This is a genomic window from Parabacteroides sp. AF18-52 (assembly GCF_003479145.1).
GTDB classification, from domain to species: Bacteria; Bacteroidota; Bacteroidia; order Bacteroidales; family Tannerellaceae; genus Parabacteroides; species Parabacteroides faecis.
In genome coordinates this window covers 49,272-66,974 of record NZ_QUGR01000003.1, presented here as the reverse complement: position 1 = coordinate 66,974, position 17,703 = coordinate 49,272, and the positions used below count along the sequence as shown (strand labels likewise).

The 17,703-nt window shown below is 41.9% G+C and carries 12 protein-coding genes; 5 read left to right on the top strand and 7 right to left on the bottom strand.

Annotated elements, in window-relative coordinates; translation table 11 throughout:
* Nucleotides 1–8: 8 nt before the first annotated feature.
* The 6 genes from DWX23_RS07070 to truA all read right to left on the bottom strand — a co-directional run bounded on the left by DWX23_RS07070 (nt 9) and on the right by truA (nt 7,756).
* Nucleotides 9–3,434 carry a TonB-dependent receptor gene (locus tag DWX23_RS07070; protein WP_158607056.1) on the bottom strand — a complete coding sequence of 1,142 codons (3,426 nt, stop codon included), beginning with the start codon at nt 3,432–3,434 and terminating at the stop codon, nt 9–11.
* A 232-nt stretch (nt 3,435–3,666) separates the two neighbouring features.
* A complete protein-coding gene (locus tag DWX23_RS07065; protein ID WP_122373973.1) occupies nt 3,667–4,644 on the bottom strand; it encodes a FecR family protein in 978 nt (325 codons plus the stop codon).
* A gap of 141 nt (nt 4,645–4,785) precedes the next feature.
* Nucleotides 4,786–5,328: an RNA polymerase sigma-70 factor gene (locus DWX23_RS07060; RefSeq protein WP_122353905.1), complete on the bottom strand. Its 543-nt coding sequence runs from the start codon at nt 5,326–5,328 to the stop codon at nt 4,786–4,788.
* A 132-nt stretch (nt 5,329–5,460) separates the two neighbouring features.
* Nucleotides 5,461–6,093: a DUF3256 family protein gene (locus DWX23_RS07055; RefSeq protein WP_122373972.1), complete on the bottom strand. Its 633-nt coding sequence runs from the start codon at nt 6,091–6,093 to the stop codon at nt 5,461–5,463.
* 10 nt (nt 6,094–6,103) lie between these two features.
* Entirely contained in the window at nt 6,104–7,000 is an 897-nt protein-coding gene (locus tag DWX23_RS07050; protein ID WP_122353907.1) for a DMT family transporter, read from the bottom strand.
* Nucleotides 7,001–7,003: 3 nt separating this feature from the next.
* Nucleotides 7,004–7,756: a tRNA pseudouridine(38-40) synthase TruA gene (gene truA, locus DWX23_RS07045; protein ID WP_122353908.1), complete on the bottom strand. Its 753-nt coding sequence runs from the start codon at nt 7,754–7,756 to the stop codon at nt 7,004–7,006.
* Between the two features lie 124 nt (nt 7,757–7,880).
* Between truA and DWX23_RS07040 the strand changes: the two genes are divergently transcribed.
* The 3 genes from DWX23_RS07040 to DWX23_RS07030 all read left to right on the top strand — a co-directional run bounded on the left by DWX23_RS07040 (nt 7,881) and on the right by DWX23_RS07030 (nt 13,061).
* On the top strand, nt 7,881–9,479 hold the full coding sequence (locus DWX23_RS07040) for an aspartate:alanine exchanger family transporter (protein WP_122373971.1): 1,599 nt from the start codon (nt 7,881–7,883) through the stop codon (nt 9,477–9,479).
* Between the two features lie 114 nt (nt 9,480–9,593).
* Nucleotides 9,594–11,714 carry an HRDC domain-containing protein gene (locus DWX23_RS07035; RefSeq protein WP_199673251.1) on the top strand — a complete coding sequence of 707 codons (2,121 nt, stop codon included), beginning with the start codon at nt 9,594–9,596 and terminating at the stop codon, nt 11,712–11,714.
* Between the two features lie 675 nt (nt 11,715–12,389).
* Nucleotides 12,390–13,061 carry a YitT family protein gene (locus tag DWX23_RS07030; RefSeq protein ID WP_122353911.1) on the top strand — a complete coding sequence of 224 codons (672 nt, stop codon included), beginning with the start codon at nt 12,390–12,392 and terminating at the stop codon, nt 13,059–13,061.
* 146 nt (nt 13,062–13,207) lie between these two features.
* On the opposite strand, the gene DWX23_RS07025 is transcribed toward DWX23_RS07030, so the two are convergent.
* A complete protein-coding gene (locus DWX23_RS07025; RefSeq protein ID WP_122353914.1) occupies nt 13,208–13,828 on the bottom strand; it encodes a DUF4923 family protein in 621 nt (206 codons plus the stop codon).
* A 143-nt stretch (nt 13,829–13,971) separates the two neighbouring features.
* On the opposite strand from DWX23_RS07025, the gene DWX23_RS07020 reads away from it, so the two are divergent.
* Together DWX23_RS07020 and DWX23_RS07015 are read left to right on the top strand one after the other, a co-directional pair.
* Nucleotides 13,972–15,945 (top strand): hypothetical protein, encoded by a 1,974-nt coding sequence (locus DWX23_RS07020; RefSeq protein WP_122374165.1) that lies wholly within the window; start codon nt 13,972–13,974, stop codon nt 15,943–15,945.
* A gap of 10 nt (nt 15,946–15,955) precedes the next feature.
* Nucleotides 15,956–17,359 carry an MFS transporter gene (locus tag DWX23_RS07015; RefSeq protein ID WP_122373969.1) on the top strand — a complete coding sequence of 468 codons (1,404 nt, stop codon included), beginning with the start codon at nt 15,956–15,958 and terminating at the stop codon, nt 17,357–17,359.
* Nucleotides 17,360–17,703: the final 344 nt, after the last annotated feature.

Below are 17,703 nucleotides of genomic sequence, written 5' to 3'. Positions count from 1 at the left end.
TCATGTATTTAAAGTGTAACATTGATCCCGAATGAATAACCTCTGGGGAATGGAGTAATACGGGGATTAAAAGGTTTTTCCGGATCATAGATACCTGGAATAGAATATGTTTCCCATATATCCGTACCACTGAAATAAACCCGGAGCTTCTCAATCTTAGCCTTTTCTATCAGACTCTTCGGAAAGGTGTACCCTAGTTGTAAATTCTTCAAACGGATATACTTATTGTTATAGAATTTATAGGGGGCATTGGACGAGGCATAATCATGGTTTTTAACTGCATCATTCTGTGACAAGCGCGGATAGAACGCATTTGTATTATCATTTGTCCAGTATTTACCATAGAAATATTCCTGCGGAGGCCATGAATCATACTCTATCGGCTTATTTGATTCCAAAACCTGCCATTTCAGTACCCCCTGGAAGAACATACTCAAATCAATATTTTTCCAGTTCACACCTAAATTGATACCAAACAAATAATGTTGTCCGTTATCTCCCAAATGTATCATATCACCTGAACCCGATGCCGGTTTTCCATCTTCTCCCAACTTATAAACCTGGGGTAGTAATTTCCCGTCACCATCCAAATCTTTATAACGGGCGTCGCCCAAAGATAGATTATTCGGAATACCGGATGTCATTTTCTCATTATAGGCAGCTAATTCCTGTTCCGTCCGGATGAAACCGTCAAAGTCATATCCAAAATAAGAACCTACCGGATAACCCTCCACGAAAGAATTATATCCCGAATTCGGAATTGTCGAGTCAGCCAGTTTCAATACTTTACTGGTGTTGTTGCTGATATTGACATTCGCAGAATATCCCCAGTCTCCTAGCTGGTCACGCCAACCGACTGATAATTCCCAGCCTTTCGAACGGACATAAGCCCCGTTAATACTAGGTGCTGTTACTCCTAAAACCTGCGGAAATTCCTGAGTAAAGAACATATTCGGATTGTTCTTGATATAGAGATCGAGGGAAGCATTCAAACGCGAATCCAACAAAGCGATATCCAATCCCAAGTTCTTGGTATCGATCTTTTCCCACGAACGTGTCTTACTAGCCATACCGGATAAGGTTGCTTGTTGGGTCAGTGAAGGGGATAAGCTATTACCCATCGGGTATTGTCCGTTTATATTGATCTGGGCTATATAATCGTATAAACCGATACTGGCCTCATTACCCATCTGTCCCCATGATGCCCGTAATTTCAGGAAGTTCACGATATGATTGACAGGTTGCATGAACGATTCATTCGAAATAGTCCAGGCCCCCGATACCCCAAAGAAAGGCGACCATCTATGCCCTTTGGCAAAACGAGAAGAACCGTCATAACGGAATGTACCTTCCAATAAATATTTATTGTCGAACGAATAACCCAACCGGGCAAAAAACGAATTCAAAGCACGGTCCGACTTACTTTCATTGTTATATTGTTCATCGCTGCTTCCTACACCAAAAGTAGGTAATTCCGGACTGATCAATCCTAGCCGTCTATAGGCTTCAAATTTACGATAGTCTTCCTCTTCATGGGAATATCCCGCCATCAGGTCAAACCGGTTTTTTTCCAATAACGTATATTGATAGTTAGCATAAATATTAGCTACCGTATAGCGTGAACGGCCATATAAAGACCCGGCAGAATTCCTGCCATTTGTCGAATTATAGGAATACTTATTGTTTTCGTCATACATATCGAATCCAAGTTCAGCCCATTCATTCTCATTAATATCGAAACTGGCTGAATATTCACCCGTTATCGACAAATTCTTAATCGGTGTCAGGACAAATCCGAGCAGGGCTTTAATCCTGTAATTCAAATCCGTTGAATTACCTCCATCCCGGGCATAACCTATCGGATTCTGATGAGAGCCGAAATTATACAAATGACCTGCTGAATTAAACGGCATGAATACCGGCCATATCAATCCCTGCCAAAACTCTACCTGATCATATCTGTAAGGTTCCGTCACTTTCTGCCGTTCAAAGTCAAATATTGTCTTTACCTTTAAAAAGCTGGTGATATCATAATCATTTTTCAGCTTGACAAAAAAACGTTTATTATAATTATCACCATAATTCAGCATAGCATCCTGGCCTACATATCCAACCGAGTTATAATAGTTCAATCGCTGTGTTTTACCGGAAACCGAGAGATTATAATTTTGCATCGGTGCAGGACTAAACATTATATCCGGCCAGTTATAATCGCCAAATACAAAATTTGCACTGTTATCAAAAGGCCATTGACAAGAATATTGCCCGTTGTTTTGTTTGATAACATCCATTGTCAGACTGTTATCTGCAATATACTTTACAATATGGCTATACATATTGGTCTTCTGCCCGTCATTCACAAACCCTTCATTCATCATCTCTACCAACTGAAGTACATTCGTACTTTTTTTCATCAACGAAGGTTGTTGGATCGTAAATGTTCCTGTAAAATTAATGGTAGGCTTATCGGTCTGCCCTTTTTTTGTGGTGACCAGAATAACTCCACCTGCAGCACGGGCTCCGTAAATAGCGGCCTGGGCATCTTTCAATACACTGATACTTTCAATGTCATCCGGATTAATATTATCCAAAGCATAAGTATTATTGTCTTTCTGAGCTATCCCGTCAATAACGACCAATACACCAGGATCACTTTTAGAGGTGGTTCCACGAATGGAAATACTACTATTGGTTCCACGGATTTTTCCCTGATTCGAACGGGTTATTTGTACACCGGGAGCTATCCCCTGTAGTAAATCAGTCGTTCTGGCAACCGGTCTGTCCTCCAGTACTTCTTTATCTATCATCGAAACAGAACCGGTCAACGTTGACTTTTTCCTTGTTCCATAACCGATCACCACCAGTTCATCCAGAGCCAAGGTCTCTTCCTTCATCTGTATATTCAGGACATTTTTACTACCTACTGCCATTTCAACCGGTACATAGCCTATATAACTGATCAATAAACGATCCTGATCTGATGCCGTCAGACTGAACTGCCCATCGACATCCGTTACAACTCCGGTCGTAGTACCTTTGATTACGATATTGGCTCCGATAATGGGATCACCATTCTGATCCACGACTTTTCCTGTTATATTTCTCTGGCCTTGCTGAACTGTAGTAAAAACAGTACGTTTGGATAATATGATATAATCATTCTCGAATTCATATTTTATCTCATTATTTCCAAAAGCTTCCACCAGATATTCCGAAACTTTCGCATGGTCATTTTTCACCCGTACAATCTGTTCCGTATCTATCTCCGTATCACTGAACACAACCAGATAATTCGTCTGTTGCTCTATGGCACGAATCAGTTCTCCTACGGTCAATTGGGTATCGGGTAATTTCACTATAGCATTTTGCGCTTCACTTTCAACAGCCACCAGCTGGAAGACAAAAGCAAATAAAAAGATCAGGGATATTTTCATAACACGAAGTATATTATTTCTTTTTTTTAAACATACCAGGGGTGTTAACAAAGGATTTCTTTTCATATCTTTGTTTCATTAAAGTAATTACTAGATTTTTAAGTCACACTGGGATTGCTTTATTCAGTCGGTGGATGTTGGTCGCATCCGCCGATTTTTATAGCAGGATTTTTTATTTTTTCATCATAGGCATTCTATTTTAAAGTTAAACATTCATTTTATAGATCAACACTTACTCTCTGTATAAAGTAATAATACTACGTTCTTCATTCTCACTTATTTTGAAATGATGTATCTTTTGAATGATACGTAATATTTCCGCTACTCCATCCCTCTGCCGGAACTTACCGGTATACCGATAGGACAATATTTCCGGGCTTTTAACTATAATCTTTACATCATAATACAATTCCAACTTTTTCAGGATCTCTTCCAGCCGTTCGGATTTGAAATTGTAAATACCCTCTTTCCAAAGCAAGTCGTCTTTATTTTGCATCCGGAACATCTGAAAAGATTTTTGATTATATATCAATTGTTGGTTCGGCTCCAGCACAATTCCATTCACCTCATCTTCCGGACGATACACTTTCACTGCCCCCTCGATCAGACTGGTACTGATCATTTCTACATTCGGATAACAAAAGACATTGAATTGTGTCCCCAACGCTCTTATATTCAACGATCCGGCAGAAACTATAAAAGGAGAATCCTGATTTTTTGCCACATCAAAAAAGCCTTCCCCCTGCAAATAGACTTTTCTCTCCTTTCCGAATACAGAAGGATAAGTTAAGGTCGATCCGGCATTCAACCAGACAAAAGTCCCATCCGGCAATTTTAACCGTGCCCGTTGTCCGGCAGGTACAAAAAACTCTTGTTGTTCCGCAATATAATTTTCAGGAATGCCTGCATAATTGACAGCAGTTATCCAGACAATCACAACCAGAGCAGCCACGGCGGCGGCATACCCCATACTTTTTATCAGATATTTTCTCCGGACAGTACGGCGTTGCTTTTCCATAAATAGCTGTAGGCTTTGACGTCCGGCATCTTTATTAGTCCCCTGAGGAGCCATTCCGGAAAGGGTATGTATATTCTGATATTCGATGATCTGTTCTTTCAATTTATCATCATGCACAGCCTCCTGTAGTAGTTTTACCCGTTCTGACTTTGTCAGTTCATCCTGAAAATATTTACTGATACGTTCATCCATATTATCAAAGCTTTCTTATCCTGTTTATAAGGTAGACAAACAAGCGAAAAAAATCCACTATACATTTTTAAAGAAATTGCGATTAAAAAAACAAAAAACGAAGACGTCCATTTTTTATGTTCATCTTCGTTTTCTCTTATTTTAAACTCCGAATAGTAAAATCAATAGCGGTACGTAATCTTTCAAATCTTCCCGCAATTTCTTGTAAGCAACAGCCATTTGGTTTTCCACCGTATTCACAGATATATTAAAATGTTTTGCTATATCCTTCTGTTTCATTCCCTCAAATTTATTCATGATAAAAATCTCCCGGCATCGTTGGGGTAAAGATTGTAAAGCCTTGTCCAAACGGGATTCTATATCATCCTCAGATGCAAATTCCAGATCAAACGCTTCCAGGGAATCAAATTTCATTCGTAAAGTCAAACTATATTCATCCTGCATCCACTGGGCGGTTTCTTTTTCTAGTATTTTACGCTGAATATGATTGATACATCTGTTTTTAGTAGCGGTAAACAAGTAAGCGACCGTATTAACCGGCATTGTCAGAACCTCCCTTTTTTCATACAATTCCGTGAACACATCCTGCACGATATTCTCGGCATCAGCATCCAACAACACATATTCCCGTGCAAAAAATTTCAGACGGGAATACCACGTTATATACAATTGCTCAAAATCCATAAAGAAAAAGTTCTCCCTTTCAAAACAAATCAGTAAGCAAATGTAACATTAAAATTGATATTTCAACTATTATATTACCTGTTACAAAAAAGATATATACATATCTTCAGAAATATCAATTATTTACGGACATTATTTGAAATGAAATTTCTCCCATGTATAGACCTTCGGAGATTCTTTTATAAAAGGGGTGACATTCTTCCGGTCTTCCTGGCTAAGATACAAAGGGGTTGTATAAGTTGCCGTCAATGTCAGACTGTCGGGACTCAGACTATATTGTATCAGATCCATATCCAAACGGGAAGTTGCATCCAGAAAGGCTGTACTGTTTTTATCTGCATCCTCTTTAATAAACCAGTCCGGAGAAACCGGGGTAAAAAGATCGGACGCTGCCAACGGTTTCCATTCAGTCGTAAAAAATTCTACCTGACTGTCAGCTACCGGACCATTAACCGTTTTCACCATACAAATTACATTCGTATTGTTCACCAACGGTAATAATTTCATCTCAACAGTACTCCGTTCGGTTACCTGTAGTAATAAATAATCGGAAGTCAGATTTTTCAGTGTGGAAAAACCGTTCATCGTATTCTTCAAACGGGCTTCTTTTCCCGTTTTAAACAGATCAATCAAATCTTTACGCCAGGCATTTTCCAGCTGGGGAATATTATTATCCGGCATGGAAACGAATAAAGCATCCATTTCCTGAGCTTTCACCCCAAATGCAAAAACACAAATCAATATAGAAAAAATAAGTCGTTTCATATTCTATTGTCTATTTCGTCCCCAAATATAAGAATATCATTCCTAACAACACAAGGAATAAGTCCACAGCCTTGCTCTTTAAGTTTTTTTCATGGAAGAAAAGTGCTCCGGCTATGAAAGTGACGAGCACATTGCTACGACGTATCATAGACACGATCGAGATCATGGAATCCGGGAAACTCAAGGCATAAAAGTAAATCCAGTCGGCGATGATCAGAAAGACGGAGATAAATACGATATTCCAGTGCCATACGAACGGAGTGCTCTTTTTCCGCTGCGGATACCATAACAACAACAGAATCGGCAACATGATCAGACATTGATAAACATTGAACCATACCTGCACCGTCATTACATCCATACTCCCCATCAGATGCTTGTCATACAAGCCGCTCATCGCACCGGTCAATATAGAGATCACCGTGAAAAAGATCCACTTATTATGAGTAAAGTTGATTCCCTCTTTCTTTCCTGAAGATGAAAGCATATAAAAGGAAGCGACCGACAGCAACACACCGATCCACTGGTACAGATTCAACCGTTCGCCGAAAATAACCATAGCACCGACCAGTGTCAGCACCGGCTGTGTAGCCTTGATCGGTCCGGTTATGGTAAGCGGTAAATGTTTCAGTGCAAAATAACCGGATATCCAGGAGGATAATACGATCACCGCCTTGATAAGCACCGCCACATGTGCTTCAAACGAAACACGCGGAACATAAAACATCGTACCGTCCAATACATTTGTGTAGAACGATAAAAGTATAAAAGGAACGAAGATAAGACTACTTATCAACGTATTCAGAAATAACACCGGAATTACGGCATTCCCGTTCAGGGAAATCTTCTTATTCACCTCATAACATCCCAACAGGAATGCAGAGGCAAACGCTAATGCTACCCACATATCTTAACTATTAAACAATTCTTCGGGATAAGTTACATCCACCAGAAAAAGTGCATGACCGGGAACAGACCCTCCGGCTTTGCATCTGTCTTTTGCCTCTATTACTTTACGAAAACCATCGATCGTCAGTTTACCCCGCCCCACTTCCAGCAAAGTACCGACTATTGCCCGTACCATATTACGCAGGAAACGATCTGCCTGCACGGTAAATACCCAAACATCTCCTTCCTGCTCCCATCCGGCCTGGTAAATACGGCAGTTGTTCGTTTTGACATCCGTATGCAATTTACTAAAACTGGTGAAATCAATATAATCGAACAAGACCTTGCACGCTTCATTCATCGCCCCGAAATCCAGCTTTCCACTCATCCTGTAAACCAAATCATAATTAAACGGGTCCTTCCGGGTCGTAACATAATATTTATATGTACGTGAAGTGGCGTCGAAACGGGCATGTGCCTCCGGTCTGACCGGTACAATACGATAAACGGCAATATCTTTCGAAAGCAAACGGTTCAGTTTTTCTGCCAGGAAAGCCAGATCGTCGATCGGTTCTTCCCAATCGAAATGAGCGACCATCGACCGGGCATGTACTCCCGCATCCGTCCGCCCTGCTCCGACGACCGGAACCGGCCGGCGCAATAACGTTGCCAATGCCTCTTCCAGGCATTGCTGCACGGTTACACCATTGGGCTGTACCTGCCAACCACTGAAATTTTTGCCATTATAACCTAAATAAATAAAATACCGATTCACGCGCAGGATATTTACTTCTTAATATTTCGCTGCAAAGGTAACAGAATTATCGCCAGGAGATTGCTCATACGTCCAAAAAAGTGTACTTTTGCGCTCTCAAATCTACACAATAAAACTATTTGACATGTTTGCAACATTGCTTCAATCGTCTTATTTTGCCTTGTTTCTGATCGTTGCATTAGGATTTATTCTGGGCAGGATACAAATCAAAGGTCTTTCCCTGGACGTTTCCGCTGTTATTTTCATCGCCCTTTTGTTCGGACACTTTGGAGTGATCATTCCAAAAGAATTAGGAAATTTCGGTTTGGTACTATTTATCTTTACCATCGGCATCCAGGCCGGTCCCGGGTTCTTCGACTCTTTCCGGTCAAAAGGGAAAACGCTGATTTTCCTGACTCTGCTCATCATCGGATCAGCCTGTCTGACCGGATTGATTTTCAAATATGCCCTGGGGATCGATACACCCAGCATCGTCGGACTGATCGCCGGAGCACTGACCAGTACACCGGGTTTGGCCGTTGCTATCGATACCACCCAATCGTCTTCCGCTTCTATCGCTTACGGTATCGCTTATCCGTTCGGTGTGATCGGTGTTATTCTATTTGTCAAATTATTACCCAAGATACTCCGCATAGATCTGAATGCCGAAGCCCAGGCATTGGAGGCCAAAAGAAAAGGCAAATATCCTCCGTTGCATACAGCCGCATTCCGTATTATCAATAGTAATATCTGCGGTAAAACATTGGCTCAACTTCAACTGCGCAGCATGACGGGAGCTGTCATTTCCCGTATAAAGCACAAAGACAAAACGTCCATTCCAACAGCACAAACGGTATTGAAAGAAGGAGATTTGATCAAAGCTGTCGGTAATGACAAATCGCTGGAACAACTGGAGATACTGGTAGGCGAACGCATTAAAGAAGACCTCCCTTTCAACAGCACGCAGGAACTTCAGTCCATGCTTATTACCAACAAGAACGTAATCAATAAAACACTGGGATATTTAAACTTGCAGAGTACTTTCAGCTGTACCGTGACACGGGTCCGCCGAAGCGGTATCGACCTCCCTCCCGAACCGGATTTGACGCTGAAGTTCGGTGACAAACTGATGATAGCCGGAGAAAAAGAAGACCTGAAAGAACTGGGACAAGTACTTGGTAACGATGAGAAAAAACTTTCCGACACAGACTTCTTCCCGATTGCAGCCGGTATTGTATTAGGAGTATTATTCGGGAAACTGAACCTGTCGTTTTCCGACTCATTCTCTTTCTCCCCGGGATTGACCGGAGGTATCCTGATGGTGGCACTTGTGTTGAGTGCGATCGGAAAAACCGGACCGATCGTCTGGTCTATGTCAGGTTCCGCCAATCAGTTGCTACGCCAATTGGGATTATTGTTATTCCTGGCAGAGGTCGGGACATCGGCGGGAATCAATCTGGTATCCACATTCCAGGAAAGCGGCTGGACTTTATTCGGTGTCGGTATGGCCATCACGATGATACCGATGCTCGTCGCCCTCGGCTTCGGATACTGGGTATTTAAAATCAACATTCTCGACCTGATCGGAACAATAGCTGGCGGAATGACCAGTACACCGGGACTCGCAGCAGCCGACTCCATGACAGACAGTTCAGCTCCAAGTATTGCCTATGCGACAGTCTATCCGATTGCAATGGTCTTCCTTATTTTATTCATTCAGCTGATCGCAAATCTGATCGCCTGATAAAAGTATCTAATAAAAAAACGGGCTTCTCGGCTTGATTTTTAGCCAATAAGCTCGTTTTTCACGTTTTTTTATTTTACATTTGCAGATACCATAAACAATAAATCTATGATAATGCAAATGAACCAACAATTTGACCTGGCCTTCAACTTTCTACAGAATACGGGAACACACCTCTTTCTGACGGGGAAAGCCGGAACCGGAAAAACTACGTTTCTGAAAAAGCTAAAAGAGGTTTCTCCCAAACGTATGATCGTTGTCGCTCCAACCGGTGTAGCAGCCATAAACGCAGGAGGTGTTACTATTCATTCCTTCTTCCAGTTACCTTTTGGCCCTTACATTCCTTCGGCAAACAAAGAAGGAAATCAAAGTAACAATTATACCAATAAATTCAGCCGGGATAAGATCAATATCATCCGGAGCATGGATTTACTCGTGATAGACGAAGTCAGTATGGTACGAGCAGACCTGCTGGACGCTATCAGCGATGTACTATGCCGCTATAAAGACCGGACGAAACCATTCGGCGGAGTGCAGTTACTGTTGATCGGTGACCTGCAACAGCTGGCACCGGTAGCCAAAGACGATGAATGGAATTTATTGAAAGATCATTATTCTTCCACCTTTTTCTTTGACAGCAAAGCGCTTTCTGAAAGCAATTACTACTGTATCGAATTGACACAGGTATACCGCCAGAACGACAGCTCATTTATCAACCTATTGAATAACATCAGAGAAAACAGATTCGACGACGATACATTGCATTGCCTCAACCAGCGATACATACCGGACTTCAAGCCGGACGATCGACAGGGATACATCACCCTGACAACACACAACTACCAGGCACAGCAACTCAACAACCGGAAACTGGCGGAGTTGCCCGGCAAGTCATATACATTTCAGGCAGAAATAAACAACGACTTCCCTGAGTATTCCTACCCGACCGATCAACATCTGGAACTGAAAAGCGGTGCCCAGGTCATGTTCGTGAAAAACGATTCTTCAGGTGAACACAGGTACTATAATGGCAAAATCGGCAAGATCGTTTTTATCAACCCGAACAAAATAACCGTTGTCGGAGAAGACGGAAATGAAATACAGGTTGAAAAAGAGACCTGGAGCAATGTCAAATACACGATCAATCCGGAGACTAAAGAAATAACGGAAACGATTGCCGGAACTTTCAGCCAGTATCCGCTGAAAACGGCCTGGGCGATCACGATCCATAAGAGTCAGGGACTGACTTTCGATCACGCCATCATCGATGCCTCGGCCGCTTTCTCACATGGCCAGGTATATGTCGCTCTCAGCCGGTGCAAAACATTGGAAGGCTTGGTATTGAGCAGTCCTATTACCCGCAATGCCATGATCAAAGATTTACGGATACAGGAGTTTTCATCGTCCGTCGCCACGAAACAACCGCAAAAAGAGCAGTTGGAACTGGCACAACAACAATATTTCCTGGAACTCGCCATCGAGCTTTTCAATTTTGAAAGTATCCAGCAGCGATTGCAATATGCCGCTTACATGGTTTATACTCATTTACAGAAGTTATATCCGGAGCTCAATACACAATATGCCAATACCCGTGATGCCTTCCGTTCCGTGATAACGGAAGTCGGAGGACGCTTCCAGCAGCAACTAATCCGTATGGTCACAGGTAATCCGAATTACCGCGAAGATGAAGCGATACAAGAACGCATCCGGAAAGGTGTGGCTTATTTTATAGACCATATCGACAGTCTTTGTACTTCTCTGGAAGAAAATTCGGCCGTCGAAATAGATAACAAGGAGAGTCGGAAAGCCGTAAACAATGCAATCAGTAAATTTACGGAAGAATTACACCAGAAACAGGAAATATTAAAAGCATGCCAGAACGGTTTCTCTGTCGTTTGCTATCTGACCGCCAAAGCAAAAGCATCGATTGAGCCGCCTGCATCCACCAAAAAGCGTTCCGAACGTTCTTCATCACAACCGGCAAAGGTTACCGTTTCCAGCGATATCTTACATCCGGATCTTTACAACAGCATCAGAAACTGGCGTTACGAACTAGCCACGGAAAAAGGATTACCGCCCTACACGATCCTACAACAGAAAGCCCTGTTAGGTATCGTCAATACATTACCGACCAGCTCCAGAGAGTTATTGGCTATTCCGGGAATAGGGAAAAAAGTAATTGAAAACTATGGAGGCGTATTGTTGGAACTTGTTGAAAAATATAAGAACAAATAAAAGAGGAACAAATCTTCTTTGAAATATCATTATGATCGTATATCAAATATATTCGATAAATTTTGACACAAATAACAGCAAAACGAAAACAGACATATTTTATAAAACGACATTACAGGGATTTGACAAATACATATTTTAACACACTTCGATAATAAGTCATTTTGAAAATCTCATTTAAAACAAATTTCACATTCGTTTAAAACGAAATTTTTCCCGTTTTAAATGGATGTGATCTTTATTTTAAAGCAAATTTTTGTTAATCACACGAGATTTCATCCCAAACAAGCAGTATAAATAGCCTTATTTTTATGCTATATAGCATATTACCCCACCTAAAAGGGAGCTTGTCTCATGCGTTTCCACAATAACAAAATACACCCATTAAGCTTCAATATGAAAACAAACAAATGCAGAAACAAGTATAGTAGTTCTTTTTGATAGCAAAACAAGTCTAACAGCATCTAAACATCAACCATAAACTCACTAACGACGACGTATACAACACCTCATCCGATGCCAACTCCAAACAGGAGAACCATTCGTATGTTAAATTATCATTTTGACACCAATTTATCAATCCCGATCATTTCGTTTTAATAAAAAAAACCGGATCTTTGTATATCTTTTTCATAACGACAAAAAATGAAAAGATCAGGCAAATAGAGATTTAATATGGATATAAAAGATTTATTAAAAAAGTATTCGGTTTTCATTTTAGGATTATATTTTTTAGCTGTAGGTATTGTATTGATTGTACGTTCTGCTTTAGGCACCACTCCTATTTCCAGTGTAAATTATGTGCTAAGTCTTAATACTCCCTTCTCGCTGGGAACGTGGACTTTTATCGTGAATCTCTTATTGATCATGGGACAATTCTGGCTGATCAGAAAAGACAGAAGCCGACAGGATACGATAGAAATTCTTCTTCAGATACCATTCTCTTTCATATTCTCGGCTTTTATAGACTTCAATATGGCCCTGACAAGTAATTTGCAGCCTTCCGGTTACGGCATGTCAATGGCATTATTACTCACAGGATGTCTTATTCAGTCTGTTGGCGTCGTACTCGAAATAAAACCGAAGGTAGCCATGATGAGTGCCGAAGCTTTTGTTAAATACGCATCCCGCTGTTATAATAAAGAGTTCGGAAAATTCAAGGTGTATTTCGATGTTACATTAGTTACTTTAGCCATACTAATTTCACTTATATTCACTCAAGGGATCGAAGGGATACGTGAAGGATCGCTTATCGCAGCCTGTATAACGGGATATATCGTTAGCTTTCTGAACCAGAGGATTATGACAAGAAAAACGCTTTACAAGTTATTGCCCGGTTTAAAATAAACAAAGTAATTTTATACGAACGATCATCGCTCTGAAAATTGTTCCGCCATCTATCGATAAACATTACCATTATGATAGCGGAACAACACATTTCACAAACCGGTCTGGTTCTGTCTTGATTGGTATATTAATCAATTAAGACATCGTTATTTCTTCAATTCAAACCCTAGCATCATTCCATCATATTCACTGGCTAATTTATTCACCATTTTCAATGTGGTGTTGTCGGAAATGGAAGATATCTTCGACAGAAAATCAAGTAACTTATCGGCATTGAACAACAACGACAGTTCATCGCCGGAGATAACGACATGAGCAGTTAAAGTCGTCACTTTCAGTTTTCCGCCTAGAGCATATTTCAGCTCGACTGTTTTTTCGTCCGGATTAACGGAAAAGGTACCTTTCAAGGTTTTCTTCTTCAATGCATTCGTAAATGTACTGTCATTATTGAATACATAATTGAACATGCCCTCTACTATACCCACTTTGGCACAATATGTCTTCAGCTTCTTTTCCAGTTCACCGGCAGCAACACTTCCGGCTACATTCTTCAAAGCATTATCACCTTCCAACTGAACAGCCGGATTCGTATACGTCCAGGTTCCCGCCAGATTCTCAACAGTCAGTTTCTTACCTCCAGTCACGGAAGTCACCGCATCTTTTACTGCAGACGAATTCAATAAATCTTTCAACGATTGTCCGTATGCCTGACCGGATACAGACAGCAGGATGCTAATAGCAACCATTAATCCCCACGCTTTTTTCATTTCTCTAGTTTTACTCTTTTTAAAAACGTACAAAGATACAAATATTATCCCTACATTTGCTCCTTACATTTATTTACGCAGCAAAAGATATTGAACTAAACAACATGAGTCTTATGGAAAATCTAACTAAACGCATTTGCATCATGCTTATTTGCTCATTAGCCTATTTGAACGGACAAGCGGCAATCGACCCGTCCATCGTACAATCGACCATTAACACGCTAACCGCAAAAGACAACAGTAACAAAAACGGAATCGAGAAAGGAGTTAACCAGGTAGCCCGTCTCTGGCAGGAAACAGACGGTGACAACGCTGCTTTCCAGACATTCTGTGAAACAAACTATATCACCGATCCGGAGGTGAAATACCAGACATTTCTTAAAATCAGTGATTATATGGAAACTATCTACGGGCATTTCAACGAAATGTCCCTTCGGCTTCAGAAGAACCTGCATCTGGATAACGGCCCGTTGCTATCTATCGATGAAAAGTTCGGTTCGTACAGTCCGTCCAGTCACCTAAGCGACGACTTGTATGACAATAAAATCGCCTTTATCATAGCCCTGAACTTTCCTCATCTGACCCTCGAAGAAAAAGAGGCACTCGGCACTGATCGTAAAGCATGGGCTTATGCACGTATGGGCGATCTGTTCACCGAACGTATCCCTGCTCCTTTGAAACAAGCAGCTTCAAACGCAGAAAGCGATGCCGATATTTATATTTCCCAATACAATATTTATATGGGACACGTGACAAACAAAAAAGGACAGTTGTTGTTTCCGCAAGACATGGTCCTGTTATCACACTGGAACCTGCGTGACGAGATCAAAGCCAATTACAACAAAGGGAAAGAAGGGTTGGATAAACAACGCACAGTTTACGAAGTAATGAAACGCATCATATCGCAGGAAATACCGGTCGAAGTGATCAACTCAGGAACCTATGAATGGGATCCGTATGCAAACACGATCAAGAAGGACGGAAAAGAGGTCAAGTCGACTCCTGAATCGACTATCCGTTACCAGAAGATGCTGAATAATTTCAAAGCCATGCAAGGTATCGATAAATACACAGGAGATACCTATATCGACCGTAAATTTAACGATGACATGGAAGTTGCTTTACAGGATGTCGAAAAACTGTTTGACGAATTCCTTTCTGCCCCCGAACTGAAAGAAGTCGGCAAAATGATCTCAAAACGTCTGGGACGTAAGTTGGAAGCTTACGATATCTGGTACGATGGTTTTAAGGCTCGCAGTAATCTGGATGAAACCAAGCTGGATGCACAAACGCAAGCTCTTTACCCGGATGCAGCGACATTGGATAAGAAATTACCGGACATTCTGATAAAACTGGGGTTCAGCGCCGAACGTGCTAATTATCTAGCTGGTAAGATCACGGTCGATGCCGCTCGTGGTTCAGGTCACGCATGGGGAGCATCGATGAAAGGACAGCAATCACGTCTTCGTACCCGTATCCCTTCTTCCGGGATGAATTATAAAGGATACAATATTGCTATTCATGAATTCGGACATAATGTGGAACAGACCCTATCGCTCTATGACGTGGATTATTACATGCTGCATGGCGTTCCGAACACGGCTTTCACCGAAGCGTTGGCTTTTGTTTTTCAGAAACGTGATCTTGAAATTTTAGGTATCACCGATCCCAATCCGGAAAAGCAAGCAATGGATGTACTGGATAAAATCTGGAGTATGTATGAAATATGCGGTGTTTCCATGTTGGATATTTCTGTTTGGAAATGGATGTATGCCCATCCGGATGCTACTGCGGAACAACTGAAAGAAGCAACCATCGCGCTGTCAAAAGAGATATGGAACAAATATTATGCTCCTGTTTTCGGAGTAAAGGACGAAACCGTATTGGCTGTTTATTCACATATGATCAGTTATCCGCTGTACTTATCAGCCTATGCATTCGGACAGATCATCGAATTCCAACTCGATCAGTATCTGGAAGGAAAGGATTTTGCCAATGAGGTCGAACGCATTTTCCGACAGGGATGTCTGACACCGAACCAGTGGATAATACTGGCTACCGGCAACCCGCTGACAGTCGAACCAATGCTGGAAGCGGTAAGAGAAGTTATTAAGTAATGACGATCAAATGATATTACAAAATCACGCCATAACTGTAAATGAGAACGACGGATTACCGTTACCCAAGCGTTACTGGGCCATATTAGCCACAGCCTTGGGCGTTGGAATGTCTGTAATAGACGGCACCATCGCCAATGTGGCTTTACCGACAATAGCCCGCGACCTGGGAACTTCACCGTCCGTAACGATCTGGGTGGTCAATGCTTATCAGCTGGCGATCACCATTTCGCTTCTCTCCTTCTCTTCATTGGGAGATATTTACGGTTACCGGAAGATTTACTTATCAGGGATCGCCCTGTTCAGCATCACGTCTGCCATCTGCGCCCTCGCCGATTCGTTCTGGATGCTGACAGCAGCCCGTATCTTACAGGGATTCGGGGCAGCAGCCATCACAAGCGTGAATACAGCACTGCTCCGGATCATTTATCCAAAACGTTTCCTCGGTCGTGGCATGGGGATCAATGCCCTCGTTGTTGCCGTCTCGATTGCAGCCGGACCAACGATCGCTTCAATCATTCTCTCGCTGGGTTCATGGCATTGGCTTTTTGCCATTAATATTCCGATCGGAATCGCCGCACTCATTATCGGACTGATGCATCTGCCTGACAATCCGGTGAAAGTAACCGGACGCCGTTTCGACAAACTCAGTTGCCTGATGAACGCGGTCACCTTCGGCCTGCTTATTTTCTCGTTAGAAGGTATTGCTCACAAAGAGAGCACAACATTGATCATAGCCGGAGTCCTTGCTTTGTTCGTGATCGGTTATTTCTTCGTACGCCGTCAATTGCATCAGCAGTTTCCGTTACTTCCGGTCGACCTGATGCGTATTCCGATCTTCTCCATGTCGATCGGCACATCGATCTGTTCCTTCACCGGACAGATGCTGGCAATGATATCCCTCCCCTTTTTTCTGCAAGGCTCGTTGGGACGCAGTGATGTGACAACAGGATTGCTCCTGACTCCCTGGCCGCTGGCTACCATGATCATGGCTCCCCTTGCCGGACGCTTGGTGGAACGGATTCATGCGGGCATATTGGGTGGCATTGGCATGACGATATTCGCAGCAGGTCTTTTTTTACTAGCCATTCTACCTGAAAATCCGACAGATATGGATATAGTATGGCGTCTGTTTATCTGTGGAGCTGGGTTCGGACTTTTCCAGACCCCAAACAACAGTACCATTATCTCATCCGCCCCATCCAACCGGAGCGGCGGAGCCAGTGGTATGTTGGGAACAGCCCGTTTACTGGGGCAGACTCTGGGTGCCACATTGGTCGCCATGATATTCAATCTGGTTCCAAACAATAATACGCAAGCATGTTTATATTTAGCTACAGGTTTTGCAATTGTAGCTGCAATAGTCAGTTGTCTAAGGATCTCACAACCGCGACCGTTAAAAGGTTTTAAATGAGAATTGACGATATAGCACCAGTTATTAACTAATATTTTTATTGAGAAATAAAACAAACACAAGATGACTGAAAAACAAGCCTCATTCAATCAATCTCTTATTTTTCAACCCATACAATCAATTAGTATAGAATTTCAAAATTAACTTAGTTCTAGACGAACTCCGTCAGAATAAAAAAATACGTACTCACTATTTTTCTCTACAGACGTGAAAACATCGCTGATAGCTACATTTGACAACTCTAAAGACAAACGTGTAGCTTGTGCATAGGACAACTCCGCTAAAAGAGATGAATTCACAGTAAAAAGCAAACACAACATCACACAAACGGCGTGTATTTTTCT